The following is a 14284-nucleotide window of genomic DNA, read 5'->3' on the forward strand; positions in this document are numbered from 1 at the left end:
ATGTTTGCTGTTTTATTATTTAACTTTTAAACACGAGCAATATTTGCTTTCTCATAACAGACTTGCAATGATTCTTCAATGATTGTTAATCCTTCTTCAAGTTGCTCATCTGTAATCACTAGTGGCATTAGCACACGAATAACATTACCGTATGTTCCTGCTGATAGTAGAAGTAAGCCGCGTTTATTTGCTTCTGCGCATAAATTAGCTGTTAACGTTTTATCAGGTGCTTTCGTCTTACGATCTTGAACGAGCTCAAATGCACACATTGCTCCTAAACCGCGCACATCACCGATGCAATTATATTTATTTTTCATCTCTTCGAATCGGTTTATTACGACCTTTCCTAATTCTATCGCTCTATCATTTAAATTCTCTTTTTCTATTACATCAAGTACTGCTAATGCTGCCGCACATCCTAGCGGGCTTCCTGCATACGTTCCACCAAGTTCTCCTGGTGCAGACTCATTCATAATTTCTTTGCGCCCAATAACACCACTAATCGGTACACCAGCACCTAATGATTTAGATACCGTAATTAAATCCGGAACGACATCATAATGATCAATGGCGAAATATTTTCCTGTACGGCTAAATCCAGTTTGAATTTCATCCGCTACAAATAAGATGCCGTGTTCTGAACAAATATTGCGTACTTCTTGCACAAACTTCTTACTTGGGACGATAAATCCACCTTCCCCTTGAACAGGTTCCATTACAACAGCTGCAATCGTTTCTGGTGCTACTTCTGATATGAAGAAATTCTTAAACTCTTCAATCATAAAGTTATCGTACTGCTCTTCCGTTAATCCTTCTGGGCGACGGTATTCATACGGAAATGGCGCTTTATAGACTTCAGGCGCAAATGGACCAAATCCAAATTTATATGGTTTTACTTTACTTGTCATTGTCATTGTCATTAATGTACGCCCGTGGAATCCTTTAGAAAATGCGATAATACCAGGTCTTTTTGTATATTTACGAGCGATTTTCACAGCGTTCTCGACTGCTTCTGCACCACTATTTAAAAATAGTACTTGCTTATCAAAACTTCCCGGCGCTAATGCCGCAAGTTTTTCTGCTAATTCAATATATGGCTCATACATCATGACATTAAAGCCAGTATGAATGTATTGATCTACTTGTTTATGGAGCGATTCTTTAACAGCTGGGTGACAATGTCCTACGTTAATTGTTCCTATCGCTCCAGCGAAATCAATGTACTGATTACCATCAACATCAGTAACAAGAGCACCATTTGCAGATTGTACAAACGTTGGGATGCCGTTACTTACTCCTTTTGGTACTATATTTTGGCGGCGTTCTAGTAAAGACGCTGCTTTCGGTCCAGGAATTTGTTCATTTACTTTAGCAAATTTTTTTGTATTCATTACGTACCCCATCCTTTTCTTTACATTGTTTTCTCTTTTCATTGCAAAATGTATGCCAATATTCTTTTTCAGTATTCATCCTACACACCTTCTATTTCGCCATAAAAAATAAGTCTATAAAGACTCATTCAGAGTCTTTATAGACTTATTTTTCTTACACATTAGACTTTCCTTTTTCCCAAACAAACTCACCTGAATGAGAAATAAAGTCCCCAACAGATTGTACTACTAAATCAGCAAGTGGTTCTAATGTTTGACGATTCCCTGTACCAGATAGTACTCCAATTGCATAGCAATCACCATTTTTCGCTAAATATAAATCAGTCGGTGTATCCCCAACGACCGCTACTTCACATGCCTTTAAATGAAACCTCTCACAGAAGGATTCTATAATTCTTTTATCTGGTTTTTGTGCCGCAAATGTATCTGAAGCTACAACATAATCAAAAAAGGTCTCTAATTGATACTGTTTTAAAAATAATTCTGTCGGTGCGAAATCATCAGCTGTAACAACACCTAAAATAAATCCTCTATCCTTTAAGCTTTGTAAAATTCTCGGTAAATCTGCCGTCATTTTCATGTAAGAACGATGCTCGTACATAAGGGCAAACAGTTTTTCACTTACCCATTCATGCAATTCCTCTTCCTTAGATGACGTAATATACTTACAAAGCCCCTTTGCCACATCAAGGCTTGTTCCTGCCGCTATTGCGCTACGTGGGTGAACAAATACCCCATCCACACCGATCTCTTTTAATAAAGTCGGCTGCATTGACTGTGGCAGTTGGTATAATTTTATACATTCAGCCACAAGTTCTTCAGCCACTTTTATCCAAATTGAATGAAAATCCATTAATGTCCCATCTTTATCAAATAGTATTGCTTTTACTTTCTCCATAACACCCCACCTCTCATCTCTTATCTCCTCCAGTGTATCAATAAAGTATGGATATAAAATAAACGAATTGTAAAAATACCATAAAAATCAAACTAACTTCAAATTTACAATTCTTCTATATAATAAAAAAGGATGCCTTTACAGGGCATCCTCTTGATGTTCAGGAACAAATAGTTCCAGACAATGATACATATTTTCGAATTCCATCGGTGCATCTCCACCATATTCACCATCTAAATTAATCATTAGTTTATCTGGTGAATGCACTTTAATTCGGTTCGCTTGTGTGTATAGTACTTTTGGATTGTTAATATGTTCACCACGCTGCGCTTGTGTTGCAGCTTTAATTAAGTCGGCAATGGAACCTTTTTTCAGCACTAATAAATCAAATAAGCCATCGTTAATCGATGCATATGGTGCTACCTTTTCAAAGCCGCCCACTGAACGAGTATTCGTAATTAAAAACATCGTAATTTCTTCTTGTAGTAATTTTCCATCATACTCAATTTCAACATATGTTGGATGTAGTGATGGTAGCATTTCGATACCTTTTAAATAATAAGCAAGTTGTCCTAATACAGTCTTTAGCTTACTTGGTACTTCATATGTTAATTCTGTAATACGACCGCCACCAGCGATGTTAATAAAATATGTATCGTTTGCTCTACCAAGGTCTAATGGCACAGTTTTTCCTTCACAAATAATATCCGCCGCCTCTTCAATAGAACGAGGTACACCGATTGCACGTGCAAAGTCATTTGTTGTTCCAACTGGAATAATTCCAAATTTCGGACGGAATTCATGACCAACTAGACCGTTTACGACTTCATTTAACGTGCCGTCACCACCAGCCGCAATAACAACATCAAATTTACGCTCTACAGCTTGCCTCGCCGCCACAGTTGCGTCTCCAGGACCCGTTGTCGCATGACAAGATGCTTCATATCCAGCTTGTTCTAATTTTTGTAATACTTCCGGTAAGCTCTTCTTAAATAGCTCACGCCCAGAAGTAGGATTATAAATAATTCTTGCTCGCTTCATCATTTATTAGCACAGGAAATTTCTTTATGTATCGACAAAGAACATACCGAACTTCTATTCAGTATTCCCGTGCCTACCTCCTCTCATCTTCCTATCCTTCTTTTATCTCGCTCAAACAGGCAGTAAGAACCCGATTCGTGTAGCCCATCAAAAGTAAATATTCATTTCAATGGTTTTGTTTTATTTGACAAAAAATTTATGTCCATCTATTTCTTCACAACAATTTACATATAACGAATAATAATTATCTATTATTTCATGAGATGAAAAAACCTCTATGTCTAGATTTATCATTATTCCCACCTTTTTGCAACTATCATACCATAGTTGCCATACAAACATTTTTCCACTTTTGACAGTTAATCAAACGTTTGTTTAAATAATTTTCTCTCATTTAAACAAACGTTTGATTAACCTAGAAAAACACCCATGTACGGGTGTTTTTCTGCTTAATCTTTAAAAGTTACTACTATTATCGCTTATTAATCTCTTCAAGTAAGATTTTGTTAACAAGCGGTGGATTTGCTTGTCCTTTTGTAGCTTTCATAATTTGACCAACTAAGAAGCCAATTGCACGGTCTTTACCGTTTTTAAAGTCTTCGATAGATTGCTCATTATTATCAAGAATTTCTGTTACAACTTTACGAAGTGTACCCTCGTCAGAAATTTGAACAAGGCCTTTCGCTTTAACGATTTCTTCTGGGTCTCCACCTTTTTCAATTAATTCGTTAAATACTTTCTTCGCAATTTTAGAAGAAATTGTACCTTTTTCAATTAATTGAACCATTTTAGATAAACCAGCAGGCGTTAATGCAACGTCTTTTAATTCTTTTTGTTGTTTGTTTAAGTACGCAAGCACTTCACCCATTAACCAGTTCGATGTTAATTTCGCATCAGCACCATCTGCAACAGTTGCTTCAAAGAAATCAGACATTTCTTTCGTTAATGTTAATACGTGTGCATCATAAGCCGGTAAGCCTAATTCTGCAACGTAGCGAGCTTTACGTGCATCTGGAAGTTCTGGAATAGAAGCACGAACTGCTTCTTTCCACTCATCGTCGATGTAAAGTTCAACTAAGTCCGGCTCTGGGAAGTAACGGTAATCATCAGATCCTTCTTTCACACGCATTAAGATTGTTTTCTTCGTTGCTTCATCATAACGACGTGTTTCTTGTTGGATGATACCACCAGATAATAATTCTTTTTCTTGGCGAGCTTGCTCAAACTCAAGACCTTTTTGTACGTAAGTGAAAGAGTTTAAGTTTTTCAGTTCCGCTTTTGTACCGAACTTCTCTTGTCCAACTGGACGAAGGGAAATGTTCGCATCACAACGCAAGGAACCTTCTTCCATCTTACAATCAGATACGCCGGTGTATTGAATGATTGATTTTAACTTCTCTAAGTATGCATATGCTTCTTCTGGCGTACGCATATCTGGCTCAGATACGATCTCAATCAAAGGCATACCTTGACGGTTGTAGTCTACTAATGAGCCGTCAGCTGTATGCGTTGATTTACCAGCATCTTCTTCTAAATGAAGACGTGTAATACCGATACGTTTCTTTTTACCGTCTACTTCAATTTCAATCCAACCATTTTCACCAATTGGCTTATCAAACTGAGAGATTTGGTAAGCTTTCGGATTATCTGGATAGAAATAGTTTTTACGGTCAAACTTCGTTTCTGTTGCGATTTCACAGTTTAATGCCATTGCAGCTTTCATTGCAAAGTTAACTGCTTCTTTATTTAAAGTAGGAAGTACTCCTGGGTATCCTAAGTCAATTACACTTGTTTGTGTATTTGGTTCCGCTCCGAATTCTGTTGGACTCGCAGAGAAAATTTTCGAATTTGTTTTTAACTCAACGTGAACCTCTAAACCAATAATTGTTTCTAAATTCATCTATGCTCGCCTCCTTACAGACTTGCTTTTTTTGTATGATGGTCTGTTGCTTGCTCAAACGCATGTGCAACGCGGTAAATTGTCGCTTCATCGAAGTGTTTACCAATGATTTGTAAACCAAGTGGCATGTTGTTAGCACCGAATCCACATGGAACAGAAATCGCTGGAACACCTGCTAAGTTTACTGGGATTGTTAAAATGTCATTTGCATACATTGTCATTGGATCATCAACTTTTTCGCCCACTTTAAATGCCGGAGTTGGCGTTGTTGGTCCAATAATAACATCGTAGTTAGCAAATACATTTTCAAAGTCGTTTTTAATTAATGTACGTACTTGTTGTGCTTTTTTGTAATATGCATCATAGTAACCAGAGCTAAGAGCAAATGTACCAAGCATAATACGACGTTTTACTTCATCACCGAAGCCTTCGCTACGTGTGTTTTTGTAAAGATCCATTAAGTTATTCACATTATCAGAACGAACACCATAACGTACGCCATCAAAGCGTGAAAGGTTAGCTGATGCTTCAGAAGAAGATAATAAGTAATACGTTGCTAGAGCGTATTTAGAGTGTGGAAGAGATACTTCCTCCCAAGTTGCGCCCATACCTTCTAATACTTTTAAAGCAGCTAGTACTGACTCACGAGCTTCTTCGCCAACACCTTCTCCTAAGTATTCTTTCGGTACAGCAATGCGTAAACCTTTAACGTCGCCTGTTAAACCAGCTAAGTAGTTTCCTACTTCAACGTTAGCAGAAGTTGCATCCATACGGTCAAGACCTGAAATAGCTTGTAATAAGTATGCATTGTCTTCTACTGTACGTGTAATCGGTCCGATTTGATCAAGTGAAGATGCAAATGCTACTAATCCGTAACGAGATACACGTCCGTAAGTTGGTTTTAAACCTACAACGCCGCAATATGCAGCTGGTTGACGGATAGAACCACCCGTATCAGAACCTAGAGAGAATAATACTTCTCCTGCTGCTACAGCTGCTGCAGAACCACCACTAGATCCGCCTGGAACGTAATCTAAGTTCCACGGATTTTTCGTAGCGTAGAAACCTGAGTTTTCATTTGAAGAGCCCATTGCGAACTCGTCCATATTTAATTTACCGATTGTAATTGTGTCAGCAGCTTTTAGCTTTTGCACAACTGTCGCATCATAAATTGGATCGAAGTTTGCTAACATTTTGCTTGCACAAGTCGTACGAAGACCGTTAGTTACAATGTTATCTTTAACACCGATTGGCATACCGAATAATAAACCATTATCTTCAGCACCAATTTTCGCATCTAATTCTTTCGCTTTCGCGCGTGCGTTTTCTTCATCTAATGTAAGAAAAGCTTTTACGTTATCTTCAACATCCGCAATACGTTTGTAAGATTCTTCTACTAAATCCGTAACGGAAATTTCTTTGTTGTTTAATTTCTTATGTAACTCTGATACTGAATGATCAAATAATGACATCGAAATTCCCCTCCTCTATTCTAATACTGCTGGAACACGGATTTGATTATCTTTGTGATCCGGTGCATTTTTTAATACTTCTTCAACTGGTAAACCTTTTTCTGGTACATCTTCACGCATAACATTTTTCATAGTTAATACATGAGTTGTTGGTTTTACATCTGTTGTATCTAATTCATTTAACTGTTCTGCAAATGTAACAATTGCATCTAGTTGTTTTTGAAATTTTTCTGCTTCTTGATCAGTAATTGCAAGACGTGCTAAATGTGCTACGTGCTTTACATTCTCAACGGAAATTCTTGACACGGCTAGGCCACCTCCATAATATATCGTTCAATCTACAATACTATTGATGATACCAAATTTTCAGTACTTCAAGCAAGTCAACACACGGCACTTACAGCATTTTTACATAAAAAAAGAAAGGCAAACGCCTTTCTTTACGATTTACTCTTTATCTAACGGTTTATTTTTCGGAAATCTCTCGTTATCTTCTTCATTATCACGAATTGTTTTTTGTAATACAAAACAAGACATCGTTAAAAATAATGTTCCAAGTAAATAATATCCTTTTACACTAAGCGTTTCATCTAGCGTATAAATTCCAATTAGCATACCTGAAAGCGCGCAAACAAATGAAGTCCATGCTAAAAACGTGAACGCTTGCGTATTACGTCTTCTCATCGTTCTCCCCCTCGTTAGCTGTACATCCATTATAGATAAGTATATTTACCATGATGGATTTTTATGTAAATTCTAGTTTACTATTTATAAATCTATCACAAAAAAATATTATTTTAAAGATAGTTTTCTTTCTAATCTGAAAAAACAGTTAAAAACATTGACATTTATTTCAATTCTACATAAAATAAAAATAAATATTACGAACCTCGAAATATACGGGAGTGGAATTAATTGTTGCAATACGAACATTTTTTAGACTTACTGCTAGATAACGCCAAGAAACTTTTCTATCCTGAAGAATGGGTAAGCTTAGATTTAACACTTTCTAAAACTGAAGTATTTTGTTTACTTTGGATGGAGCGAAATACGGATATTACAATGACAAAAATCGCTGATCTTCTTGATATACCGATGAGTACAACGACAGGTGTTGTAAATCGCCTTGTAAAAAAAGGATATATTGAAAGATACCGTGATGAAAACGACCGACGCATTGTATTAATTCGTTTAACAGAAAACGGTGTAATGCTCGTTCAAGAAGTAAAACAAAATGCAGCCCATTATTTTAACCTAGTGACCGAAGCATTATCGGAAGAAGAAAAAGCATTTTTACTACAAATCTTCCAAAAGATTATGAATCACATTGCTACATCACAGCAAAAAACAGAAGAAAAGGTTTCTGCACCTAAAATGAAAAACATTCCGATTGAATAAAAACCTTAATAGGGTTTTTATTCAAAAAAATATTTCGTTACTCGTAATATTCGATGCTCGAAACAAAGGGGATATGAATGATGAGAATTATTTTGTATACAGGTAAAGGCGGCGTAGGAAAAACTAGCATTTCAGCGGCAACTGCACTTCAAAGCGCAAAACAAGGATTAAAAACTTTAGTAATGAGCACAGACCCAGCTCATAGTTTAGGAGATTCATTTGGTATAAAACTATCTTCTGAACCATTAGAAATTCGTGAAAACCTATGGGCACAAGAAATTAATACAATTTATGAAATGGAAAAGGACTGGGGAAAGTTACAGAAATATATTACACTACTTTTCACTTCCAAAGCAGCTGATGATATTACAACCGAAGAGTTAACGATGTTTCCCGGTATGGAAGATTTAATTAGTTTACTTCGCGTACTCGATTATTATAAACAAAACACATATGACGTTATTATCATTGATTGTGCTCCAACAGGAGAAACATTAGCAATGCTCAGTTTTCCAGACATGCTCGGCTGGTGGATGGAAAAACTCTTCCCTATTAAAAGAAAAGTTTTAAAAGTTGTTCGCCCTGTAGCTCAACCACTTCTTGGTGTCCCCCTTCCAACCGATGATATTATGGACGAATTAACAAATACACTTGAACAACTTGGAGAAATGAGAGATATTTTATCAAACCGAGACGTAACAAGTATCCGCATCGTTGTAAATCCCGAAAAAATGGTCATTAAAGAGGCTCAGCGTAGCTTTACGTATTTAAATTTATACGATTATAACGTAGATGCGATTATGATTAACCGCGTCATCCCTAACACTGTCATCGATCCTTATTTTCAAGCTTGGAAAGATACTCAAAAGAAATATAAAACATTAATTCAAAATAGTTTTGATCCACTTCCTATTTACGAAGCTCCAATGTTTGAACAAGAAGTTGTTGGCTTACCTATGTTAGAACGCGTTGGAGATGCTTTATTTAAAGAAGATTATTGTCCTACTGAAGTAAAATTTAACGGTCGCACTCAATATGTAAAAAAAGATGGCGATGAGTATATTTTCGTTCTGTCCATTCCCTTCTCTAACAAAAGTGAACTTGCATTAAATCAAAAAGGTGACGAGCTTATCATTCGTGCTGGTTCTGTTAAACGAAACATCACATTACCCAAAACGTTAACACACCTTTCTATTCAAGGAGCAAAATTTGAAGATGATGTACTAAACATTCGTTTTGGAGGTGTCGTGCATGCATGAGGAATTAATAAGGAAGGTAATTCGTACAAAAATAAAAATGGGTATGCATATATTAGAAGAGTTACCTGCACCCATCCAGCAATCAGCTAAGCAAATACTAAATATTTTACAAGAGGAGCTAGCTGCTTATCCGAAAGAACAAGGGCATCATAAAAATAATTTAAAAAATATTATAATCGAATGAATATCTCTGGATAGAGGGCCTTTTTAGGCTTTCTATCTCTATATTGGAGCGATGTAAGTTGTTTAAAAAACATTCCACTATTATGCTTTGGATGATTCCCTTGTTATTTCTCATTCATAACCTTGAAGAATCTTTCCAAATGCCACAATATCTTGCTAATCAATTTTCAATTACTTTTATAACTAGCCAACAATTTTTCATTGCGATTTCTGTATTAACTCTCTTTGTCTTACTTATCGTCTTTCTATATCAACTAAACTTCTTGTCTTCTATATACTGGATTATTTTTATACAAGGAGCTATCTTCTTCAACTCTGTTCAACATATTATTTTGTTTTTCATTTATCATTTCTATAACCCTGGCGTAATATCCGCAACTTTCATTGTCATCTTTTCTATTTTCTTTTTTTTATCTCAAAAGCACTTAATTCAGAAAAAGCAATTCGTAATTACACTCTTTTTCAGCTTATTTTCTTACCCCATTATAATTTGGATTACCTTACTATTCGCTAACTACTTTCATTCATAAAAAAGACCAGGAAAATTCCTGGTCCATTACTCTACTTAACAAACATTGGATTCTATGTTATACAGAATTGGAAGGTACAGAATTAGGGTTTGTTTTGTTTGTTAAGTAGATTATATGTTGAACGAACTAACAGCGGAGGGGTTCCTTCTGTTAGTCCATTAAACCCAATCATTATTTCACAATTTTTTCAAGTTCATCAAGTGAAAGATCTACTGAAATGGAACCATCATTTGTTTCTTTCTTAATTGCCTCTGTTACTTCTTTTGAATGATATAGTTCAATTACTTTTTTCAGTGTTGGATCATCTTTATCTTTCGTACGAGCTGCGAAAATATTAATATATGGCTTCGCATTTTCATTCTTTGGATCTTCTAAGAAAATTGGATCCTTCGCTGGATCTAATCCAGCTTGACCAGCAACACCGTTATTAATAACTGAAGCTGCAACATCTTTTAATACACGAGGTGTTTGCTGTGCGATAACCGGTGTAATTTTTAATTTCTTCGGATTTTCAGCAATGCCGCTTGGATCTCCAAATAAGCCAAAGTCTTTCTTAAGCTTTAATAACCCAGCTGCATCAAGAAGTTTTAATGCACGTGCTTGGTTCGTTGGATCATTTGGAATCGCAATTTCAGAACCATCTGGAATTTCATTTGCTTTCTTATGTTTTTCAGAGTATAAACCCATTGGTGCAATTTGCGTTGTACCAACAGCTGTAATATCTAATTTATGCTCCTTTTTAAATTGCTCTAAGAAAGCAATATGCTGGAATGAGTTTAGCTCAATATCTCCATCAGCTAACGCTTTATTTGGCGTCGTGTAATCAGAGAACTCAACCAGTTTAACTTTAATTCCTTCTTTTTCAGCTTTCCTCTTCAAAATTTCCCAAGCGTCTCCATCCGTTCCAGTTACACCGACACGAACTACTTTTTCTTTCGCCCCTGCCCCCGTGTCTCCACTTGAGCAACCGCTTAACGCTGAAACCCCTACAATCGCTGATAATGCAAATGCTAAAATTTTCTTCATTTTCTTTCCCCTCTTTCTTTTTATGATCTGCGTAAAAAGACTTTCGCAAAGTAGTTTCCTAAATTTTGAGCTAACTGTACGAGAATAATAAGTAAAACGACCGTTACGAACATAACTGATGTATCAAAACGTTGATAACCATATGTCATTGCTAAGTCACCAAGACCGCCACCACCGACAAGCCCAGCAACTGCAGAAAATTCAATTAAACCAACTGTCATAAATGTAACACCTAAAATTAATGGTGCTAACGCTTCTGGTACAAGGATTTCAAAAACAATTCTAATTGGTGAAGCACCCATCGCTTGAGCTGCTTCGATTACCCCTTTCGGAACAGAAACAAGATTTGTTTCAACCATTCTAGCAATACCGATTGATGCAACTAACGTCATTGGGAAAATTGCTGCCGCCGTTCCAATTGTCGTTCCGATAACACTTCTTGTTAGCGGGCTTAAAGCTACTAAGAATATGATGAATGGAATTGGACGAATTGTATTAATGATAATATTAAGAATAGAAAAGACCCATTTATTTTCTAAAAAGTTTCCTTTTCTCGTCACATATATAAGTAAACCTAGAGGTATACCAAGAATTGTAGCAAATATAAGGGTTACAATTACCATTAAGAGAGTATCCCCCGTTGCATCTAGTATGCGCGGCCAAAATATACTCCAATCAACTCGCATGAGCTTCTACCTCCTTCAGCTGCACTTGCAGTCTTAGATGTTGTAATGCTTTTTGAATTTCCCTCTGTTCACCTTGCAATTCTACAAGAAGATTTCCAAATAGCACATTTTGAAGTTCAATAATATTTCCGTACAGTACATTTACATCGACATTATAGTTTTTTGCGATATATGATAGTACTGGCTGTCCTGTCTCCTCGCCAGTAAATGTTAGACGATAAATCTGACCACCATTTTGAATTTTTGCTAAAACACTTTCCGGTAAATGATCATTAATAACAGAACGTACAAAGTTTTGAGTCGTCTTTGTTTTTGGTTGTGTGAAAACATCAAACAGTTTTCCTTCTTCAATAACTTTTCCTTTCTCCATTACAGCTACACGGTGACAAATTTCTTTCACAACATGCATTTCATGTGTAATAAGAAGAATTGTTAAGTTGTATTCTCGATTTACTTTCTTTAATAAGTTCAAAATTTCTGTCGTTGTTTCTGGATCTAAAGCTGATGTTGCTTCGTCACATATAAGAATATCTGGTGATGTTGCGAGCGCTCTAGCAATACCAACACGCTGCTTTTGTCCACCTGATAGCTGCTCTGGGTAATTGTTTGCTTTATCTTCTAACCCTACAAACTTCAGCAATTCATTTACTCTTTCTTTTATCTCATTCTTTGGTACTTTCGCTAACTTTAATGGATAAGCAATATTCCCAAATACTGTTCTTGAATTAAATAAATTAAAACTTTGAAAAATCATCCCGATTCTTTGTCTTAGCTTCCGTAATTCTTTCGTCGATAATGATGTAATCTCTTTATCATCTATTGAAATCGTTCCTGCCGTTGGTCTCTCTAACATGTTTACTAGGCGTAATAACGTACTCTTTCCAGCGCCACTAAAACCGATAATGCCAAAAATTTCGCCTTTCTCAACTGATAATGTTACATCCTCCACCGCATGAACAGATTGCCCACCTGTTTCATATACTTTACTTACATTGTTAAAAGAAATCATTTTTTCCCCTCCTATATGCTGTGAAAACTTGAAGCAGAGCTCTCGAGGTAAAATAAAAAGTGCTCTCCTTCTTATCAACCATAAAGATAAGAAGGAGAGCACTTATATGTACTCGTTCACATCTTCTCATCTTCCAAGCCTTTCATAGGCTTGCTGGAGTTAGCACGGTATTAAAAAAACCCGTTGCTGAGGTATCGTAGGGCCAGTCCCTCCACCTCTCTGGATAAGAATGTATCGATTTAATTGTCGTTTAATTAATTCTCATTATAGAACTCAGAATAATAAGAGTCAATATATTTTTTAGAAAAATATTAATTATTTCTTTATTAAAATTTTCAGATGAAAAATTCAAGAAAAAATAGTAATCTTTAAAGTTATGTAAAATTCTCCTCTTGCATATTTTTTAAAAGGATAATCTTCTCTACTAATTGAATACCATTATTTGAATATGAAATCGGAGGAAGATAAATATATGAAAACAGCTCTTTTACTCATTGATATTCAAAATGATTATTTTCCACACGGCAAAATGGAATTACGTAATCCAGTCGAAGCAAGCGCATATGCCCGTCGGCTACTACAGCTCTTTAGAAAGAAAAACGAACCTATTTTTCATATCCAACATGTAGCAATAAAAGAGGACGCTACTTTTTTCCTCCCCAATACAGAAGGTGTACATATTCATGAAAGTGTACGCCCACTTAGAGAAGAAACGGTTATACTCAAGCATTATCCAAATAGTTTTCGCAAAACTGATCTTCTAAAGCAATTACAACGTTTAGCTATTGAACACGTTGTCATATGCGGGATGATGACTCATATGTGTATTGATGCTACCGTAAGGGCTGCCTTTGATTTCGGCTTGCAATGTACTGTTATACATGATGCTTGTGCTACAAAAGACCTTTCTTTTAAGAATGCTACTATACCAGCCGTTTATATTCATAACACAATTTTAGCTAGTTTAAATGGTGTCTATGCAAATGTAATGAGTACAGAGGAGTTTTTAGCTACAAAAAAACACTCTCTTCAGTGAGCAAAACCGAAAAGAGTGTTTCTTGTCAAACCATAGATTTTCTTTCAAATTGTATTATACAGGAAATCCTTAAAATGAATACAAAAAAATGTGACTAATAAGTCAACTTTTCTCATTGTTTTGTTTCTATTTACATGTTTATCTTGATATGAATAGGGTTTAGCTAGTTCCACTTACCAAATAGTAATATATGGTAAGTGTTTTTTATTCAAATTAACTAGTTTCTTCTACTATTTATCTGTTTGTTTTTGTTTCTTTTTCAAATACTCCGCACGCAATTTTTCAATTTGCTGCTTTTTATCAAACTTGACAGGCGTCTGTTTTTCATGAAACTTTGCGACAGCTACCTGACCTTTATAATCCAATTGATATTTTCCCATTTTGTTCACCTACTTTTCTTATCTTGAAAGAGAATTTATTCAACCAATATAATATACCTTATTTTACTGAAGTAA

General features: G+C 35.8%; 16 protein-coding genes and 1 riboswitch. Of the genes, 5 read left to right on the plus strand and 11 right to left on the minus strand.

Features of this window, described 5'->3' with window-relative positions; translation table 11 throughout:
* Positions 1-26: 26 nt before the first annotated feature.
* The 7 genes from gabT to LMD38_RS24310 all read right to left on the minus strand — a co-directional run bounded on the left by gabT (position 27) and on the right by LMD38_RS24310 (position 7386).
* The gene (gene gabT / locus LMD38_RS24280; protein WP_227585296.1) at positions 27-1391 is read right to left on the minus strand and encodes a 4-aminobutyrate--2-oxoglutarate transaminase; all 1365 of its coding nucleotides are present in this window, start codon (positions 1389-1391) and stop codon (positions 27-29) included.
* Between the two features lie 154 nt (positions 1392-1545).
* The gene (locus LMD38_RS24285) at positions 1546-2289 is read right to left on the minus strand and encodes an HAD family hydrolase (protein WP_016716323.1); all 744 of its coding nucleotides are present in this window, start codon (positions 2287-2289) and stop codon (positions 1546-1548) included.
* 138 nt (positions 2290-2427) lie between these two features.
* Positions 2428-3333, minus strand: a complete 906-nt coding sequence (locus LMD38_RS24290) for a diacylglycerol kinase (protein WP_000977677.1) — start codon at positions 3331-3333, stop codon at positions 2428-2430.
* Positions 3334-3802: 469 nt separating this feature from the next.
* Positions 3803-5230, minus strand: coding sequence for an Asp-tRNA(Asn)/Glu-tRNA(Gln) amidotransferase subunit GatB (gene gatB, locus LMD38_RS24295; protein WP_001047674.1), 1428 nt, complete (start codon positions 5228-5230; stop codon positions 3803-3805).
* A gap of 14 nt (positions 5231-5244) precedes the next feature.
* Positions 5245-6702, minus strand: a complete 1458-nt coding sequence (gatA, locus tag LMD38_RS24300) for an Asp-tRNA(Asn)/Glu-tRNA(Gln) amidotransferase subunit GatA (RefSeq protein ID WP_000051445.1) — start codon at positions 6700-6702, stop codon at positions 5245-5247.
* Between the two features lie 15 nt (positions 6703-6717).
* On the minus strand, positions 6718-7008 hold the full coding sequence (gene gatC / locus LMD38_RS24305) for an Asp-tRNA(Asn)/Glu-tRNA(Gln) amidotransferase subunit GatC (protein ID WP_000086999.1): 291 nt from the start codon (positions 7006-7008) through the stop codon (positions 6718-6720).
* Positions 7009-7149: 141 nt separating this feature from the next.
* Positions 7150-7386: a YiaA/YiaB family inner membrane protein gene (locus LMD38_RS24310; protein WP_001254396.1), complete on the minus strand. Its 237-nt coding sequence runs from the start codon at positions 7384-7386 to the stop codon at positions 7150-7152.
* 231 nt (positions 7387-7617) lie between these two features.
* On the opposite strand from LMD38_RS24310, the gene LMD38_RS24315 reads away from it, so the two are divergent.
* The 4 genes from LMD38_RS24315 to LMD38_RS24330 all read left to right on the plus strand — a co-directional run bounded on the left by LMD38_RS24315 (position 7618) and on the right by LMD38_RS24330 (position 10072).
* Positions 7618-8100, plus strand: a complete 483-nt coding sequence (locus tag LMD38_RS24315) for a MarR family winged helix-turn-helix transcriptional regulator (RefSeq protein WP_000942476.1) — start codon at positions 7618-7620, stop codon at positions 8098-8100.
* 77 nt (positions 8101-8177) lie between these two features.
* A complete protein-coding gene (locus LMD38_RS24320) occupies positions 8178-9359 on the plus strand; it encodes an ArsA family ATPase (protein WP_227585295.1) in 1182 nt (393 codons plus the stop codon).
* Positions 9352-9543 (plus strand): DUF3926 domain-containing protein, encoded by a 192-nt coding sequence (locus tag LMD38_RS24325; RefSeq protein WP_000544085.1) that lies wholly within the window; start codon positions 9352-9354, stop codon positions 9541-9543. The genes LMD38_RS24320 and LMD38_RS24325 overlap by 8 nt, the downstream gene beginning before the upstream one ends.
* Before the next feature lie 58 nt (positions 9544-9601).
* On the plus strand, positions 9602-10072 hold the full coding sequence (locus LMD38_RS24330; RefSeq protein ID WP_227585294.1) for an HXXEE domain-containing protein: 471 nt from the start codon (positions 9602-9604) through the stop codon (positions 10070-10072).
* A gap of 171 nt (positions 10073-10243) precedes the next feature.
* Here LMD38_RS24330 and LMD38_RS24335 read toward each other — a convergent pair whose 3' ends face one another.
* From LMD38_RS24335 to LMD38_RS24345, 3 genes are read right to left on the minus strand one after another with little or no spacing between them, the layout of a single operon-like run.
* A complete protein-coding gene (locus LMD38_RS24335) occupies positions 10244-11098 on the minus strand; it encodes a MetQ/NlpA family ABC transporter substrate-binding protein (RefSeq protein ID WP_000721607.1) in 855 nt (284 codons plus the stop codon).
* Positions 11099-11118: 20 nt separating this feature from the next.
* Positions 11119-11784 (minus strand): methionine ABC transporter permease, encoded by a 666-nt coding sequence (locus tag LMD38_RS24340; RefSeq protein ID WP_061129657.1) that lies wholly within the window; start codon positions 11782-11784, stop codon positions 11119-11121.
* Positions 11774-12793: a methionine ABC transporter ATP-binding protein gene (locus LMD38_RS24345; protein ID WP_000622992.1), complete on the minus strand. Its 1020-nt coding sequence runs from the start codon at positions 12791-12793 to the stop codon at positions 11774-11776. The genes LMD38_RS24340 and LMD38_RS24345 overlap by 11 nt, the downstream gene beginning before the upstream one ends.
* 123 nt (positions 12794-12916) lie before the next feature.
* A riboswitch (SAM riboswitch) is annotated at positions 12917-13023 on the minus strand.
* Positions 13024-13265: 242 nt separating this feature from the next.
* On the opposite strand from LMD38_RS24345, the gene LMD38_RS24350 reads away from it, so the two are divergent.
* Positions 13266-13829, plus strand: coding sequence for a cysteine hydrolase family protein (locus LMD38_RS24350; RefSeq protein ID WP_227585293.1), 564 nt, complete (start codon positions 13266-13268; stop codon positions 13827-13829).
* A gap of 230 nt (positions 13830-14059) precedes the next feature.
* On the opposite strand, the gene LMD38_RS24355 is transcribed toward LMD38_RS24350, so the two are convergent.
* Positions 14060-14209 carry a hypothetical protein gene (locus tag LMD38_RS24355; protein WP_000521648.1) on the minus strand — a complete coding sequence of 50 codons (150 nt, stop codon included), beginning with the start codon at positions 14207-14209 and terminating at the stop codon, positions 14060-14062.
* Between the last annotated feature and the right edge of the window lie 75 nt (positions 14210-14284).

Origin of the sequence: Bacillus pacificus (genome assembly GCF_020861345.1) — a bacterium.
GTDB lineage: Bacteria > Bacillota > Bacilli > Bacillales > Bacillaceae_G > Bacillus_A > Bacillus_A pacificus.